This is a genomic window from Dialister succinatiphilus YIT 11850 (assembly GCF_000242435.1).
GTDB classification, from domain to species: domain Bacteria; phylum Bacillota; class Negativicutes; order Veillonellales; family Dialisteraceae; genus Dialister; species Dialister succinatiphilus.
Genome location: NZ_JH591188.1, coordinates 37,246 through 54,193 on the forward strand (window position 1 = coordinate 37,246; position 16,948 = coordinate 54,193).

Annotated in this window: 12 protein-coding genes; 10 read left to right on the forward strand and 2 right to left on the reverse strand. The window is 42.4% G+C overall.

Annotated elements, in window-relative coordinates; all coding sequences use genetic code 11:
• Positions 1-105 precede the first annotated feature (105 nt).
• Entirely contained in the window at positions 106-1,287 is a 1,182-nt protein-coding gene (locus HMPREF9453_RS05575) for a glycosyltransferase (protein ID WP_008859586.1), read from the reverse strand.
• 143 nt (positions 1,288-1,430) lie between these two features.
• On the opposite strand from HMPREF9453_RS05575, the gene HMPREF9453_RS05580 reads away from it, so the two are divergent.
• From HMPREF9453_RS05580 to glf, 9 genes are all read left to right on the forward strand, one after another.
• Positions 1,431-2,414 (forward strand): glycosyltransferase family 8 protein, encoded by a 984-nt coding sequence (locus HMPREF9453_RS05580; protein WP_008859587.1) that lies wholly within the window; start codon positions 1,431-1,433, stop codon positions 2,412-2,414.
• A gap of 59 nt (positions 2,415-2,473) precedes the next feature.
• A complete protein-coding gene (locus HMPREF9453_RS05585) occupies positions 2,474-3,559 on the forward strand; it encodes an NAD-dependent epimerase/dehydratase family protein (protein ID WP_008859588.1) in 1,086 nt (361 codons plus the stop codon).
• Between the two features lie 1,742 nt (positions 3,560-5,301).
• A complete protein-coding gene (locus HMPREF9453_RS05595) occupies positions 5,302-7,101 on the forward strand; it encodes a phosphoethanolamine transferase (RefSeq protein ID WP_008859589.1) in 1,800 nt (599 codons plus the stop codon).
• Positions 7,102-7,368: 267 nt separating this feature from the next.
• Complete coding sequence (locus HMPREF9453_RS12080; RefSeq protein WP_008859590.1) at positions 7,369-7,680, forward strand: hypothetical protein; 312 nt, start codon at positions 7,369-7,371, stop codon at positions 7,678-7,680.
• Between the two features lie 77 nt (positions 7,681-7,757).
• On the forward strand, positions 7,758-9,581 hold the full coding sequence (locus HMPREF9453_RS05605; protein WP_008859591.1) for a phosphoethanolamine transferase: 1,824 nt from the start codon (positions 7,758-7,760) through the stop codon (positions 9,579-9,581).
• A 74-nt stretch (positions 9,582-9,655) separates the two neighbouring features.
• The gene (locus HMPREF9453_RS05610) at positions 9,656-10,849 is read left to right on the forward strand and encodes a glycosyltransferase (RefSeq protein WP_040380042.1); all 1,194 of its coding nucleotides are present in this window, start codon (positions 9,656-9,658) and stop codon (positions 10,847-10,849) included.
• 728 nt (positions 10,850-11,577) lie between these two features.
• Positions 11,578-11,745 (forward strand): hypothetical protein, encoded by a 168-nt coding sequence (locus HMPREF9453_RS12085; RefSeq protein ID WP_222859642.1) that lies wholly within the window; start codon positions 11,578-11,580, stop codon positions 11,743-11,745.
• A gap of 294 nt (positions 11,746-12,039) precedes the next feature.
• The gene (locus tag HMPREF9453_RS05615) at positions 12,040-12,804 is read left to right on the forward strand and encodes a DUF4422 domain-containing protein (protein WP_008859593.1); all 765 of its coding nucleotides are present in this window, start codon (positions 12,040-12,042) and stop codon (positions 12,802-12,804) included.
• A gap of 165 nt (positions 12,805-12,969) precedes the next feature.
• On the forward strand, positions 12,970-14,061 hold the full coding sequence (gene glf, locus HMPREF9453_RS05620; RefSeq protein WP_008859594.1) for a UDP-galactopyranose mutase: 1,092 nt from the start codon (positions 12,970-12,972) through the stop codon (positions 14,059-14,061).
• Between the two features lie 215 nt (positions 14,062-14,276).
• On the opposite strand, the gene HMPREF9453_RS05625 is transcribed toward glf, so the two are convergent.
• Complete coding sequence (locus HMPREF9453_RS05625) at positions 14,277-15,659, reverse strand: hypothetical protein (RefSeq protein ID WP_148363720.1); 1,383 nt, start codon at positions 15,657-15,659, stop codon at positions 14,277-14,279.
• Between the two features lie 578 nt (positions 15,660-16,237).
• Here HMPREF9453_RS05625 and HMPREF9453_RS05630 point away from each other — a divergent pair.
• Positions 16,238-16,948: IS4 family transposase (locus HMPREF9453_RS05630; RefSeq protein ID WP_008859596.1), on the forward strand; the 711-nt coding region annotated here is incomplete at its 3' end.

Genomic DNA, 16,948 nt, shown 5'->3' on the forward strand with positions numbered 1-16,948 from the left:
TCAAACCTAAGAACCCTTGGGCCGAAGGCCCATCCATCTTAAGAACCTTCCCCTCTGAACCTTCTGAACCCTCACACCGCAGGTGTGTTCAAAGGCGGAGGGCCACTAGTCCCCGGACCTCAAGACTTCTCTGATCAGCTGATCCCACTCATCCCACACCACTTCCGGAGCGAAGGGCTTCATATGTTCCTTCGCCCTTTTTCCGAAGGCCGTCCTTCGATCCGCATCTTCCATGAGTTTTCGGAGAGCCTCTGCAAAGGGGGCGGCGCCGTCGTCGGTGAGGTACCCGTCCTCGCCGTCATGGATGAGCTCATTCACTGCCGGACAGCTCCTGTATCCCACGGCCGGTATGCCTACGCCCATGGCTTCGGTAAGGGCCAGGGGAAAGCCTTCATGGTGACTGGGGAAGGCAAAAATATCCGTTTCCTTCCACACGGAAGCCATGTCCCTTGTGGTGCCCCGAAGATGGACCCGGCCTTCCAGTCCCTGCTTTTTGATGATGCCCTTCAGGGTGGTGACATAGGTTTTGTCATAGGTATCGCCCCAGAGGTTGACCTGCCAGTCAGGGAAATCCTTTGCCAGAAGGCCAAAAGCCTCCACCAGCAGGTGCTGTCTCTTGGTGCGGCCGGTAATGCGGCCCACATTGGTGATGGTGTGGACTTTGCGGGCAGATCCGGGCTGGGCGGAGATGGCAGGAATGGATACGGCGTTGGGAATGTACACGAAGCGGTCATAGCGGAGATACTTTTCTGCCTTCTCTATGAAAGAAGGCATGAGAGCCTGGATACGGGCGCTTTTTTCCAGAGCCCTCATTTCCCCTGACGGCGCATGGGCGAAGATTTCATCGGGATCATTATGAAGCATGGAAATCACCGGCACCTTCGTGTCCAGCCCCTCCAGCAGCAGACGGCCAGTGGGCTCCCGGAATGAAATGATTACATCCGGCTTCTCCAGCGCCAGCACCCTCTCCAGCTGGGGCTCTGCAGCGGAAAGCATTCTGTAATTCCGCTCCCTGGCGCCGGCCTTGCTGAAAAGGCGGGTGATTTCCCGAAGCCCTTTCCCCAAAGAACTCATGCGGACGGGTTTCAGGCCGGCCATATGGAAAAGATTGTAAAAATGGCAGTCCTCGGGGAAGGGGTAAAAAGAAGATCCTTCCTTCTCATCTGCCATGACCACCGACACATGGTAGCCTTTTTCTTTCATAGCAAAAGCCATGCGGGACAGCACATGCTCGATACCGCCGCTGTAGCCTACGAATTTGTGAAGATCTGCCAGTAAAAGATTCATATTCTGCTCCCTGCCGTTCATGAATTTGAGATAAACCTGCCTTTATTATAGCAGATGGAACACAGAAGCCATTATAATATGATAAAATATAACCGATTCTGATATTACAAAAATCGATTTCCATGAAATACAAGGAGACATTCATGAGCAACGTTCTTTCCCATGCTGTTACAGACACCATTCATCTGGGCAGAAAGGCAGAAAAAGAAGATTTCCACATCGCCCTCACCGGGACGGAAGACTATATCCCCCACATGGGCATGGTGGCCCTTACGGTCCATGCCCACAATGGGGACATGCCCATCTGCTACCATTTCTTTGTGAATCACCTGACAGACGAAGAAAAGGGAAAACTGGAGAAGGCGGCGCAGATTATGCAGAGCCCTTTGGAAGTGCATCTTATTGACGACAGCGCCTTCAAGCCCCTTCTTCTCTCTGACGGCGTGGCTGCCTTTTTCTATCGTTTCCTGGTGGCTCCCACAGTGGCTCCTGTGACAGACCGGGTTCTTTATCTGGACGGAGACATGATGTGCCGCGGCTCTCTGGACTATTTAAGAAATCTGGATTTCAAGGGACATGATGTGGCGGTGGTATCAGACCGCAAAGAAGAACTGCAGATGAAACGGGTTCACACGAAGCGTTATTTCAATGCAGGCATGATGCTCATCAACGTGAAACAGTGGATGGAAGAAGGCCTCTTCGATGATATCGTTCGCCGGGCAGAGGAAAATGTGAAGCGGGTAGGAAACCGCCTCTCCCACCATGACCAAGACATCCATAATGAAATGCTGGACGGCAAATGCCTCTTCATTGAAAAGAAATACAACTACCTCTACAACCTGGACCGCCAGTCCCTTTTCAAAAAACAGCCGGTGAATGAGGACTATCATCGCCAGGTCATTATCCACTTCGCCGGCCACGCCAAACCCTGGCACAGCTGGGTGCAGGCATGGCCAGTGGTGCAGGAATACGCCGACATCCAGAAGAAGTCCCCCTGGAAAGACGTACCCCTGGTGCCGCCCAAAGGACACAAAAACCTCCACCAGGCTGCCCGTACCGCCCGTATGCAGGGAAAATACGGAGACATGATTTCCCTGTATCTGAAATATCTGGGATCCAAAGCGTAAGGTTTTGGGAGCTGCAAAGAGAATTTAATCTACTTGTCATCTGCATAAAGGAGAAACATATGAAAACACCGATTACATTAGAAGGAAAAACCGTATTTGTTACCGGCTCTGCCGGATTTATCGGAGCCAATCTGGTGAAGCGGCTCCTTACAGTGAAGAATATCCGCATCATCGGCATTGATAACATGAATGACTACTATGATGTATCCCTGAAGGAATACCGCCTGCAGGAACTGGAAAAAGAGGCTGCCCTGGCAGAAGGAAGTGAATACCATTTCATCCGTGGCAATCTGGCAGATAAAGACTGCATTACAGACATCTTCAGCACATGGCATCCGGACATCGTAGTGAACCTGGCTGCTCAGGCCGGTGTACGCTACTCCATCACCAACCCCGATGTATACATCGAATCCAATCTCATCGGCTTCTACAATATTCTGGAAGCCTGCCGCCACTCCTATGACGGCGGAGCCAAAGGCGTAGAACACCTGGTATACGCCTCCTCCTCTTCCGTCTACGGCGGCAACACCAAAGTTCCCTTCAGCACCGAAGATAAAGTGGATCATCCCGTCTCCCTCTATGCGGCTACCAAGAAATCAGACGAACTTCTGGCTCACTGCTACGCCAAACTCTACAACATCCCCTCCACAGGCCTCCGCTTCTTCACCGTCTATGGCCCTGCCGGACGGCCGGATATGGCTTACTTCGGGTTTACCGACAAGCTGCGGGCCGGAAAGACCATACAGATTTTCAACTACGGCCACTGCGAAAGGGACTTCACCTACATCGATGACATTGTGGAAGGCATCATCCGCGTCATGCAGGGGGCACCGGAAAAGAAAAACGGCGAAGACGGCCTTCCCATTCCGCCCTATGCTGTATATAACATCGGCGGCGGACGGCCGGAAAATCTGCTCCAATTCGTAGACATCCTGCAGCAGGAACTCATTCGCGCCGGCGTTCTTTCCAAAGACTACGACTTCGAAGCCCACAAGAAACTGGTGCCCATGCAGGCCGGCGACGTTCCCGTCACCTATGCGGATACCGAAGCCCTGGAAAAAGACTACGGCTATCGCCCTGCCACTACCCTTCGCGAAGGCCTCCGGAAATTTGCGGAATGGTACAAGACCTACTATCATATCTGATACAAAAAGCGGCACCCTGCCAGAGGGGCCGCTTTTTGAAATTAGAGATTTGAGCTCAGAGGGCAGACACTCAGACGGTAGATATCAGATGACAGGAGCGGGACTACGCACCTCGTCATTTCGAGGGTCGGAAGGTAAATTAAAAAATCCCCCGCTCCATATAGCTCTGTCTCTATTGTTAGGAAAGACATTCTGTGATACGCCTCTCTGAAGCCTGACCGTCTGACGTATCCCTGTCTTCGAGTCCCCAGCCCCAGCCCCCAGGCCCATTTCCCATTCCCCATTCCCCGGTCTCCTGCTGATACCGGCTTTCATTCCTTTGGACTATATGAACAGAGAGGCGGGAAGGCCTGGCGACATTCTTTCATTTCCCGGAAGCGCGCATTCCATGGAAACGGGGACAGAAGAACCGAAGCCATCACAAGTGAGTTCTGCCGCTCCCGGTGCACCGACAATGGAATACCCCATAAAAACTCCTGAAGAAAGACCTGTCAGACATGACGGTGGCAAATATGACTATACCTGTTCTTCCTTGACGACACAGATATTCCGCTTCGGCGGCTGCTCCTGGCCGATTCATCGAAGCAGAAGGCCTGAGCCCAACCGTGCAGCGGCATTGGGATGATTCAGGAGTTTTTGACGTGGGGAAAAGAGAGATTTGAGGAAAGAGATTTGAGATTTGAGGGAGATGACAGATTGGCAGACGATTAGATGTCAGATGTCAGGAGTGGGACTTCACCCCCGTCATTTTGGGGGGCGGAAGCGAAATCGAGACATCTTCCCACTCTGCGCTGCTCGCGACAGGTGGTAAAAAGCACATGCCGAATGGTCAGGGGCTGTGAAGAAATGAAATGATTAACATTTCTTCACAGCCCTTTTTTATGCCACTATTTTTGCAAATGACAGCAAGCAGCTCGTCCTCATTGTCATCTCGAGCGGAGCTGCCTGTCGGTATCAGGAGAAATGGTTCTGGGCTCTATGAAGACTCTGAGTCGAGAGATCTCCCATCACCATGGAGCCTCCTCACGTCGGAGTGAGATTTCTCCACCCTGCAGCGCTCTCGTGGAAATGAAAAGAAAACGGGGAGAGCAGCTGTGTCAATTCGCTCCCTGTCAATGAAGGATGGGGCATCTGCTGTCTGATCGTTTAACCATCTGAAAGGGACTCCATCATTTTTTTCACAGCCCCTGTATATTTTTCACAGCCCCTGCATATTTTTCACAGCCCCTGCATACTGAGGCAAAGGCGCCGCCATCCTTTGAGACTTATGAATCCGGGCCGCAGAGCAGCCCTGCAATCTCAAATCTGCCATTTTAGCTCAATTAAAAAGTGAAGTTAATTTTTTTTTACTCAACATTTTGAGTTAAAGACGAGTTAAAAAATAAATACGATAAATTCAGGTGTTTTAACGTGGTGTAAAAATGCCTGATTTTATTGACGGTCAATTTTTAACGTAAAAGGTAACGTGAAGTAACGTTAGAATGCTGAATTAAAATAATTGGGACAAAGAGCTGGGAAATGCATTGATTGGGCAACCTTATGAAAGGCCGGCAGATCGCAGATGTTCTGCGGCTTTGAGGTGGAAAACTAATATGTATCATTGCAGGAATTATCTTGCTTATTAGTAGAATACATATATAATAAAAGGGATAAGGGAAAACGCTGTTTAATATAAGACTCCTTATGGGGATAAGGGTTGGCGTATCCCTGCTAACAGATGCATTATGAGATGGGAGAGAGTTATGAAGGTAAAAGAAATAGGAAAATATTTTATGCTGGCCGTGATTTCCATGGCCATTTTATATGTATGGTATCCAGCGGTAGGTGTGACAGATCTGGGCAACTGGAATCATGGACTACGCAATGCGTTGGCAGGCGTGATTTTTGTATTTGCCGCCCAGTTGGTAACGGGACGGAGCCTCTTTCATCCTTCCTGGAGGCCGGGCTTGGTTATTTTTTATCTTTGGCTTGGCGCGTTCTCTTACATCCAGGCAAAATCCGGTGGGAACTGGGGCATCCGGGTAGAGGCACTCAACAATGATGTGCTTACCCTTATGCCCGTTTTAGTGCTCACGTTTTTGATGGAATATATAGGTTCCCTCTGTCAGAAAATCAGGCTATTACTTAGGATTTTCAACTTTTTGCTGATTGGATATTTATCGCTCAGCGTCTTTGTCTACATGACCTATTACAAAATTTTTGGCGCCGGATTTACTTCTACGGACATGATTTCCGTGCTCCTTACCAATTCGAAGGAGGCCATGGAATTCCTCCAGTCCCACTTGGGCTTTGGTTCCTTGGCAGTGGTACTGGCACTGTTTGCGGTCTATATGATTTTTATCGGCTGGCTCATTGTCAAGGGAAGCAGAATGGATGAAATCAGGGGAGTTACATCTCCTGCGCTGATAAGAAAGATTATTATTGCTGTACTGACCATGGCAGCGCTGGTGACCATAGCCCACTGGATTCCCCGGATCTTCCCGGCCTGGCCCTATCATGTAGCTCACAAGTACCTGATAAGAGCAAAGGCAGCTATGGCTAAACATGATGAAAATATGGAAAAGTTCCATTTCATAGGGAACGCACCAGATAAAATGCAGGGAACGATCATAGTTGTCATTGGCGAAAGTGCAAATCGGAACCATATGAAGGCATTTAATCTGGCCTATCCGGCTGAAACAACTCCATGGCTTTCTTCCCAAAAAGATAACGCTGATTTTTATCTTCTAAAAAATACATATTCCTGTTATCCGCTGACCGAGAAATCCCTTTCCATGGCGCTGACAAATCTTAACCAGTATAATGGAGTAGATAGGAATGATATGATAACGATTACGGATGTGGCGAATAAAGTTGGTTATAATAGTTACTTTATCAGCAATCAGGCTCCATCACCAGGAAATATGACATTAGCTCTTGTTTCTGGTTCATCGAAAAAGAGCTTCACTACCACTCATCCTGGCGGGGATGATATGAAGGTTATGGATTATCTTAAGACAGTTCCAACAACAGAGAGCAATTTCATTGTGATTCATCTGGAAGGAAGTCACGATCGGTATCGGGATCGGATACCACCTGATTTTGACAGAATTCATGTGGATGGGAATTCGGAAAAAGTCGATGATTATGATTCCAGCATTAAATATACAGATGAAGTGCTGAAGAATATATATCAGTATGCAAAGGATAATCTAAATCTAGAAGCCATGGTGTACTTTGGGGATCATGGAGAAGATATGGTTCGTTTCCATGGAGATGGAATATTTACGTGGGATATGATACATTCCCCCTGTTTCGTTTATCTGTCATCGGAATATAAAAATAACCATTCCGCTGTGGCTAACAATCTAAGAGTAAATGAGAATCGTATATTTACCAATGATTTGGTCTATGACATGGTTTGTGGCATCTTTGCAGCTCCGAATAATGAATATGATAAAGAATATGATATTACTAGCGCTGATTATGGGCTCCGGAAAGATATGGCTGTGACGAAATATGGAAAAATTCGCATAGCAGAAGATACTGGTTTATCTGATTGAATGGCCAGGAGAGGGATTTCATGAAAATCATCATGGTTCATTGGGGGACCTAATATGTGAATATGGCTGGTGACGTAGAGAAGGTTACCTGCAATCTGGCAAATAATCTGATGGAGAGAAGACATGAAGTTATAATCCCTGTATTAGGATGATAAAGAAGGAAATCCCCGTTTTCCTTTTGATGAAGATGAAAAGTTATAACAGAATTATATACTTTGGAAAATAGGAAAAGGTGGTCTCCGACAAACTCTCTCGCTGCTTTGCATTATGCGTGAACTGGTTCGACCTTTTAAACAGCTTTCTGCCCAGGCAGTAAATGTGGAATTCAAAGGAAAACAACATGGCTTGCAAATTCAGAAGTTCTTGGATACCCATCCTGCAGATGTGATTCCGTACTGTTCCATTATTTATCTTCAGCTTATGAGTAGTTTATATCCGGAAATGATACATGAATTGAAGAATCATGCATATTGTGTTTTCACCAATGATTTGCTATATGGCACACTATGCGGAATTTATCATATTTCTAACAGTTACTACAGCACGGAATATGATTTAGGGAAAAAGATTACAAATTAACTTTGAATCAAGCGGTAACTATGTGTTGGGAGAGAGTGTTCATGCTTTTTTCAGTAGCAAGGAGCGATTAATTGTAAATGGGAAAAATTATAAGAAATAATTATAGAAAATGGATTGAAATGGTTATGCTACCGATTCTTTTAGTGGCAGGCTTTTTTGCTGTCTATTCATGGATTGGTTACGAAAGGGGGCTGCAGTGGCATAGTCTGCGTAAAGGATTAGAAGCCATTGTAATACTTTGGGCGGTTTCCGTAATGACTCAATGCAGTTTAAAAGAAAAACTGTGGCGTCCTGCTTACATGGTTCTATTTATGTATGCTTTGGTTTACCCAACAATTATCAGCATTGGTCGTAAAGGGTGGATTACCGATTTTGATTTTGCCGCTCCCTATTTTTTGATTGCTGTTTCAGCTGCATCCCTTATAACTGTTTTTCTGTATTTAGGACAGGCAAGCCGGAAGTTGGGCTATCTATTTAATTTTTTAGCAACATTCCTTGCTACTCTATTGTTTTTGAATACGTTAATTTATATAGGATATTTTTGCGTCTATCATACTCCTTTTGTGGCAGCAGATATGCTGGCTATAATACAGACGAACGCAAGCGAAGCAAGACAGTTCATCGAAGGTCAGATTGGCCTTTTGCCACTTTTATTAGGGGTTATTTTAACAGTTTCTTTTGCAGGAATGTTTGCATATCTGATAAAACTGAGTACGCATACAAAGGCAAAGAAATCCAATGCGGTAAATGATAATCAAAAAAGAAAATTATTGTGCGCTGTCATTGTTTTAGTCTGTGGCTATTTGATATGCTATTGGGGAGGCAAAAGCTATCCATACAATGAATATCGTATGGCCAAAAGTTATGTTAGCGTAGTACAAAGAGCCCAAAAAGAGCATGGAGAAGCCGTAAAGAAACTTGAGCTCCTCCATGGCACAAATCAAACATTGCCGAAGCAGCTCCCCGGCACGGTAATTTTTATCATTGGAGAAAGTGAAAATAGGGATCACATGTCTGCTTTCAATCCTTCCTATCCGGCAGAGACCACGCCTTGGCTTAGTCGGGAGTCCCAAAACAGGAATTTTATTCTTCTTGCTAATGGATATGCAAACTATCCTCAAACTACACCTTCTTTGGAGATGGCTCTTACCGGTGTAAACCAATACAATCATCAGAATTTGGAAACGGCTTTTAATATTGTGGATGTTGCTAAGGCTGCCGGTTATGATACCTGGTGGCTCAGCAATCAATCCAAAATGGGTGATGGCACAACAGCTGCCGGCTTAGTGGCATCCTGGACTGATCATCATGTATGGACAAATCACCCTATGGGCGACGATATGGAATTGCTTAACCTTTTAAAGAATGTGCCTAAAGAGGGAAATCATTTCATTATTATTCATTTGGGAGGCAGTCACCTTCGCTATGCAGAAAGAGTGCCTGCAGATTTTGAGGGAATTCAAATAGAAGGGAACCCTGAACGGACAAATGAATATGACAGCACTGTTTTATATACAGATCAAGTCATGAAAGAAATTTTTGAGTATGCACAGCAGAATTTGAACCTTCAGGCTCTTGTCTATTCTTCTGATCACGGCGAAGATATGGTATACAGCCATGGCGCAGGTAAGTTTACTTATGATATGGTTCGTATCCCGATTTTCTTTTATTTATCACCAGACTATATGCAGGCGTATGAGAAAAAAGTGGAAAACCTAAAAAGAAACAAAAAAAAGGTTTTCACAAATGACCTGTTATATGATACGATTTCCGGAATGATTGCTGCTGAAAATAATCAGTATGAAAGTAAATATGATTTATTTAGTACGTCTTATGAGTTAACGGCAGGGACAGCTCTTACAAAGCACGGACAAGAGCGGATAGACAGAGATATTCATTGAATCGTAGGAATATAATTTGAAATTATACTGAGTCCTGAAATGCTTTTATGTATAGCAAAGGGGTTTGTGATTTTATGAAAATTCTTATTTCTTTTGCGGGAGATATCTCAACAAGTGGCGGAATGCAACGAGCATGTATCACTTTGGCGAATGGATTATCAGCAAGAGGTCATACTATACATATATGTTATGGGGATATTTCTGATTCTGCATCCTTTTTTAAGTTAAATAAAGATGTAAAGGTTAACTCATTTTTAAGCCTTTCTGGGATTATGAGTGGGAAAATTGGCAATCAACTATCACGTTCTGATAAGTCAATTCGGGAAATCTTACGCTTAATTAGTCGAAAGAAGGCTAGAGCATGGAATGAACGTTGCAAAGCTAAAATTATTGAGCCTGGCATTAAAAAAGTTATTGAGTGCTTCAAGCCGGATGCTATTCTTTCATTCGGTCCGGATATGAGTGGATATCTTTTTGGGGCGGGAGTTTGTACTCCTATTATCACTCTGTTTCGCATAGAACCTCGATATATATTAGATGTAGCACCGCAGGCAGAAATTGAAGCTATAAAAAATAGCGCTATGCTGCAGATACAAATGCCTTTTTTTAGAGAACAGATTGAGGCAAGATGCGGCGCTGTTCCCATGATGGTAATTCCCAATCCTGTGAAGCAGGTTCTGGAAATTAACAGAGGTATTACCCATAAGAATTCTTTTAAGATTATCAATGTAGCTAGATTTGACAAAAAACAAAAAAGGCAGAATTTATTATTGGAAGCCTTTGCTTTAGTGAGCAAAGACTTTCCTGATTGGACGCTGGAATTTTGGGGAGATGTGAAGGAACATTCTTCTTATGTAGATGACGTCCAAAATGAAATAAATGGATTAAATATTGCTGAAAAAGTTAAAATTTGCGGAGAAACACAGAATATTCAGGAAGTGTATGAAAGTTCTGATATTTTCGCTTTTCCTAGTGCATTTGAAGGATTTCCTAATGCGTTGGCTGAAGCAATGGCGTCAGGTCTCCCTGTGGTGGCATGGAAGGATTGCCCGTCTTCAGCAGTGCTGATTCAGGATGGCATTAATGGCTTTTTAGTGGAAGATGTTAATGAAGCTGCAAAACGCCTGGCTCTCTTGATGCATGATCAGACATTAAGGCTGCATATGGGTCACAGCGCAAGGGATGCTATGAAATTTTACAGTCCGGAAAAAACATGGGATTTATGGGAAGAGCTTATTCATAAAGCCGTTAAAAGGTGTACGATATGAGAATTTTCGCTCCTTATTTTGGAAATCTCTATGAAGGAATGTGGGGGCGGGAAAGATTATCTGCTACCTATTTAGCGTACTGGTGAAGAGAGCGCATGGGAGAATGATTCTTTATCTCTTTATCGGGATGGAGTAGAAGAATTGCTTTATTTTCTAATAAATAAAGGGTCAGACCGTATAATGCTTTTCTTAGAAACGAGAAAGCTTGTTTCTGGAAATTTCAAGCTGTTTACAGTTGAATCGTGAATTTTGCCGGTTTCAGTCTGGTGAAAGCGTAGGGAATTCATGCCCTCTTTAAAGGATATCAGCATGCTCCGAAACTTAAGTGAAATATATTGCTGAGATTGTCATTTCATGTTCCGCACTTCCTATAAAATTGTGATTACGGATACAGAATGTACACTGCTGTTGGTGATCTGGTTCCGGAGTGATTCTAAAAAAACAATGCAACTTCTTTCTCTGAAAGAAAAAGAAGTTGTAAGTAAGAGTAGGGTTATGTAGGCTCTTTGATCTTTAAAAAGGGCGACAGAGATGCCATATTTCATCAGAATTGAAGAATCCATGGAGAAACTTGATTGGGAGAAAAAGATACACCTTATTCCTTGCGTAGGCAATATTTCAGAAAAAATCAAAAGCTGCTCTTGAAATCATTCTTAATTCTGGCCGATAAGTGTACTAAATGAAATTAAGCGTTTTGAGGGGAGAAGGATTCCTCCTATGCAAAGCAGTTGAAAGACCTCATTCATAGTTATCATATGGGAAAAGGAATATTTTTAATGGTGAAAATACAAAAATTAGCAATGCATAAAGACAAAGGAATATATTTTTCTATTGCCAGTCCGAACGAATGGCTTCCATGGGGATTATCAAAGGCGATGACTGTAGCATTCCGGTGAATGAGACTTAAAATTTCTGAAGGCAAAAACACATGAATTTAGAATGTGAAAAGGGGCTATAGATGATACAGCTAAAAGCTTTGTAGAAGGCTTAGATGGCTTGATGAGGCCGATATCTGATGCAGTGTGTTCAGATATGTGAAAAGGCATATAGATTTACACTAAATTAAAGGTCAAAGAAAATGTGGTATGTATGGAGACAATCTCTTGATTCTTTGGTGAGTCGGAAACAGTTTTGGAAAGAGAAATGATTAATTTCTGCCGAAATCTAAGTAGTTATGGAGGAGTACAGTAATGGATATCAAAATACTTATAGCAGCGCATAAAAAATACTGGTTACCTGATGATCCGGTTTATTTTCCTCTTCAAGTGGGGGCGGAGGGTAAAAATGGTTTAGGAATTACTAAAGATGATAGTGGGGATAATATTTCTAATAAAAATCCTTATTTTTGTGAACTTACTGGTTTGTATTGGGCTTGGAAAAATCTTTCTTGCGATTATATCGGCTTATGTCATTATCGACGTTATTTTGCACATAATGGAATCTATACTTCCCCGGAAAAAATGAAGAGACTCATTTTGAAGCAGGAAGATTATGTCGATATTTTTAAAAATTATGACATCATCCTTCCTCCAAAACATCGCATAAGGGATAAAACGGTAAAAGAACAATACGCTAAGAGTCATAACGTTCGCGATTTAGACGAAGCGATCAAGATCATTATTGAGAAATACCCTGATTATGAAGATACTGTTAATAGTTTCTTTCATCAGAGCGAGATATATTATTATAATATGTTTGCAATGAAAAAATGCTATTTTGATAATTATTGTTCCTGGATATTTGATATTCTTTTCACTTTGGAGCAAACAATTGATATTTCTTCATATGATGCTCATCAGTCAAGAGTTTACGGGTTTCTTGCCGAGAGGCTTTTCAACGTATGGATTAATCAACAAGATTTAAAAATAAAAAATGTTCCCGTAGTATTTTTGGAGGAAAAGAAACGAAGCCTATGGGTTAATACGAAGAGGTATTTTTCTCAGATGTGCTTGTAGTTGGCTAATAATGAATGCTGAGTAAATGATTCATAATTCTTTGCGTTTATCAGTCTTTGATAACATTTATTTGTTTGTGGTGATTCGAAACTTGTAGAAAATACACTAGTAGTGTAGATATGTAACAAATCAGGCAATCGAAAGGGGAAAGCAATGAGAGACTCTATGTATGACTATTTGGTTGTCGGCAGTGGCCTTTTTGGCGCTGTTTTTGCTCATGAAGCCATGCAGGCAGGAAAAACTGTCTTAGTATTGGAACGTCGGGATCATGTTGGAGGCAATGTTTACTGTGAGACAAAAGACGGAATTCATATTCATAAATATGGCGCACATATTTTTCATACAAGCTATGAAGATATTTGGAACTATGTAAATCAGTTTGTAAAATTTAATAATTTTATCAATTCCCCTGTTGCATACTATCAGGGGCATCTTTATAATTTACCATTCAATATGAATACTTTTCGCGAGCTTTGGGACATAGTGACACCGGCTCAAGCAGAGGCTATCATTGCAGTGCAACGCAGGTCTATTACAGGAACTCCAAAGAACCTTGAGGAACAGGCTATTTCTCTTGTCGGTACGGATATTTATATGAAGCTCATTAAAGGGTATACAGAAAAGCAGTGGGGCAGAAGCTGCTCGGAATTGCCTGCTTTTATCATTAAGCGGCTACCGGTACGATATACTTTTGACAATAATTATTTTAATGATCGCTATCAAGGAATCCCAATTGGAGGATATAATAAGCTGATTGAGGCTCTACTTGCAGGAGTTGAAGTACGCACAGGCGTTGATTATCTTAAGGAAAGGGCATTGTACCGAAATGTTGCGAAAACTATTGTTTATACAGGTTCCATTGATGAATACTTTGACTATAAACTGGGACAGCTTGAGTACAGAGGTCTTCATTTCGAGACGGAGCGATTGGAAGAAGTAAATCATCAAGGAGTAGCCGTTGTTAATTATACGGAACGGGATGTGCCTTATACACGTATAATCGAGCATAAACATTTTGAATCTGGCACTCAGCCGGTTACATATATTACACGTGAATATCCGGCAGAATGGAAACGCGGAGAAGAAGCGTATTATCCAGTCAATAGTGAACAGAACCAAAGATTGTATCAACAGTATGCTATCCTTGGTAGACAGGAACAAAATGTTATATTTGGTGGGCGTTTGGCAGAATATAAGTATTATGATATGGATGATGTTATTAAAAGTGCACTTGAATGTGTACATAAGAGGCTATGATAGTGAGAAATAATCATTATTGGAAATTTATTTTCAGAGAAGGGCTGGTAAAAGATACAATAAAAGTCTGTAATCTGCGAAAATTAGTTCTTAGAATGTCAAGTCAGTTGATGATTATCTTCAGCTAACTTGACATTTATAAATTTGCCATAGTTTATTCGTAGCAAGTGAACGTTGGTTTTGTCTTAATAAAAAAGGAGCTTTGCTGATTACGCTTAATTTTGGTTATTTCTGCTGACATGTAATGCACAGAACAATAAGCCTAGTAAGATGCCGGTCAATTCGCTAAATTTGGCACTACTTAGTCCAGCAGCAAGAAGACAGAAAAGACTGATTGCTAATAAGACAAGCTGCGGGTGTATTTTTACCAGTAGCCTGCTTTTGGCTGTAGTGAATAATATGACGAAAAAATATATAAAAGGCAAAAGATATATTAAAAGTCCAGTTAATCCATTCTCTGCAGCTAATAAAGTATATTTGTTTACAGCCGGATAGCTGGAGTGATAGAATCCCTTTTCTAAAAGCACTTTATTCCATCCGATTACTTCAGGATTATTTATGGAATATGTGGGAAGATGGTGATAAGTATATGCTGAAGTCAGTCCATTTCCTACACCGACTATTGGATGTTCTTTAGTAGTATTACATTGTGCATAAAAAATAGCATAACGTGCTCCGTTAGAACGCTGTCCCAATCCATTCACGCTTAAAACATTTTCTTTGATATAAGATTGGATTTGAGTAGAAATTTTTAGTCCTGTAGTGTAAAGGGCTGATATCTTAATGTCGGAGTTTTTTATTCCGAATAGGCAGGCGGAGCTGACGCTTAATATGATAATACTTACCAATACGTATTTCATCGGAGGCTTTTTCTGAACTTTTTGGCTTAACTGAATAGTGAGAAACAGTATGAAAAGAGAAAAAATAATAATGAAAAAGTTAGGAGAAATAGCAGAAATTATTGTGGACTGGGAAATGCTATGAAATTGAATAAGGTTAAATCCAAATGCATAAACGGTAAAAACCTCAATTAAAAGAACTGATTTGGTGAATTCTTTTTGGCGGACAAATGCAATAGAAAATAATAAAAGGAAACATGCAATGAATGTCAGAATAACAGCAGTTCTTGAATTTGTGGCAAAAATCATCAATGTAAAATAGGTGATAAAAAATCCAGAAAGAACGACATGTTTTTTCTCTATTATGTAGCTCCACAGAAATGGAAGAATGAAGAGGCTGGCAATACCAAAATAGGAGGGTTCGCGAAAAATACTTCTCAGTTGATGGGGCCAGAGAAGAGGTGGCCACCATCCGTATGCGATACCTGGATCAAGTAAAAAGGAATTTAAAAACGTTAGTATGGCTTGTGCTGAAGGAGAATTAAATTTTAACCAAGCCAGTTCAATGACTGAATATAGCCCCATTATAATAGATATAAGTAATATAACGAATCGAAAATCCTGAAACCCTTTTTTAAAATCATTCTTATATAAATGATAAATATAAAATGCAATATAAAATAATCGATTGCTTTTAATTATGATCGTCTTTATTCCTTTAGTTAAGAATGCTAAATTTTCGGCATCAATTGTATTCAAAGGAATTCCCCAATTATTCCATTTATTTATTGTGGATTGTAGGTTGGAAAATTGATTTGGATTCATTTCATCAAAGTACGGAAAAGCATATAATCCTAAAATGAGGCATATGATCTGCCATATGGTAAAAACTATGATAAAAATCATGGCCATTCGTGATATAGAAACTCTGTATCTGATAGATTCGAAAATGATTAAATAGATACCAAGATATATAAAAAAGTGAAAGGGGTCATCTAAGAAATGGACCCTGCTAGAAAATCCATTCGTAATAGGAATAAAAAAAAGGCCGATTAAGAGGCAGTACTTTTCTAATTTATGTAGAGTTTCTTGGGCAATTAATTTATATAATAATTTTTGGGTCATTAGTGTTGTCCTTCTCTTGGTTTTTAAACATTCATTTTATGACTTGAATTTTTTTTACAAATATAGAAATAATCTAACTCAAACTTCGCAGGTAAAAATCCCCTGCACCCCTTGAAAGTCCAGGCTTTGTAAACAGAAAAATAGCATGAGTCTTGCCAGTTTGGTATAATTATGTTGGCTCAAAAACATACCAAGCACCGGAGGCTCATGCTATGAAAAGTATATCACAAACCACCCAGCAGATGGAATCCATCTCGAAGAAAACTTCGGCGTTCTTCCGTCGTTATCATGTCGGCCAGATTCTGCGCGCGGCCAACGCTTGCAAGCTCAAAGGATTTTCCTCCATTCTCGTTTTCCTCGTGCTCGTAAGCATCATCTTCGAGAACCGCTCGCTCTATATGCAGCGCCGACTTCACGAGGATTCGCTGCCGTTCGGCAAGGACACGGCTTACCGCTTCTTGAACTCCTGCCACACGAACTGGCGCAAGTTCACGCTGCTTCTTGCGGCGCGGATCATCAACGAAACCATCAAGCCGCTGACGGATGCCGGCCGGCGTTGTGCCATCGTCGTCGACGATTCGCTCTTCAGCCGCTCGCGTTCCAAGCGCGTGGAACTCTTGGCGAACGTCTACGACCATGTGAGCCGCCGCTATACGAAGGGCTTCCGCTTGCTCGTCCTCGGCTGGACGGACGGGAACACGTTCCTGCCACTCACGTTCTGCCTTCTTTCAACCTCGAAGGAAAAGAACCGGCTCAATGAGGCCAGCGCATCCGTCGATGCAAGAAGCAACGGCGGAAAGCAGCGCAAGCTCGCGCAGATGGAAGCGCCAGCCGTCGTCCTCAATTTGTTGCAGGAGGTCAAGGCGACAGGAATCCCCGCGCAGTACGTCCTCTTCGACACATGGTTCTGCTCGCCGTCGTCG

Excerpts from the sequence above, each read along its gene's own strand:
- HMPREF9453_RS05575 (WP_008859586.1), bottom strand. The coding sequence starts at position 1,287 with ATGAATCTTTTACTGGCAGATCTTCACAAATTCGTAGGCTACAGCGGC.
- HMPREF9453_RS05580 (WP_008859587.1), top strand. The coding sequence starts at position 1,431 with ATGAGCAACGTTCTTTCCCATGCTGTTACAGACACCATTCATCTGGGC.
- HMPREF9453_RS05585 (WP_008859588.1), top strand. The coding sequence starts at position 2,474 with ATGAAAACACCGATTACATTAGAAGGAAAAACCGTATTTGTTACCGGC.
- HMPREF9453_RS05595 (WP_008859589.1), top strand. The coding sequence starts at position 5,302 with ATGAAGGTAAAAGAAATAGGAAAATATTTTATGCTGGCCGTGATTTCC.
- HMPREF9453_RS12080 (WP_008859590.1), top strand. The coding sequence starts at position 7,369 with ATGCGTGAACTGGTTCGACCTTTTAAACAGCTTTCTGCCCAGGCAGTA.
- HMPREF9453_RS05605 (WP_008859591.1), top strand. The coding sequence starts at position 7,758 with ATGGGAAAAATTATAAGAAATAATTATAGAAAATGGATTGAAATGGTT.
- HMPREF9453_RS05610 (WP_040380042.1), top strand. The coding sequence starts at position 9,656 with ATGAAAATTCTTATTTCTTTTGCGGGAGATATCTCAACAAGTGGCGGA.
- HMPREF9453_RS05615 (WP_008859593.1), top strand. The coding sequence starts at position 12,040 with ATGGATATCAAAATACTTATAGCAGCGCATAAAAAATACTGGTTACCT.
- glf (WP_008859594.1), top strand. The coding sequence starts at position 12,970 with ATGTATGACTATTTGGTTGTCGGCAGTGGCCTTTTTGGCGCTGTTTTT.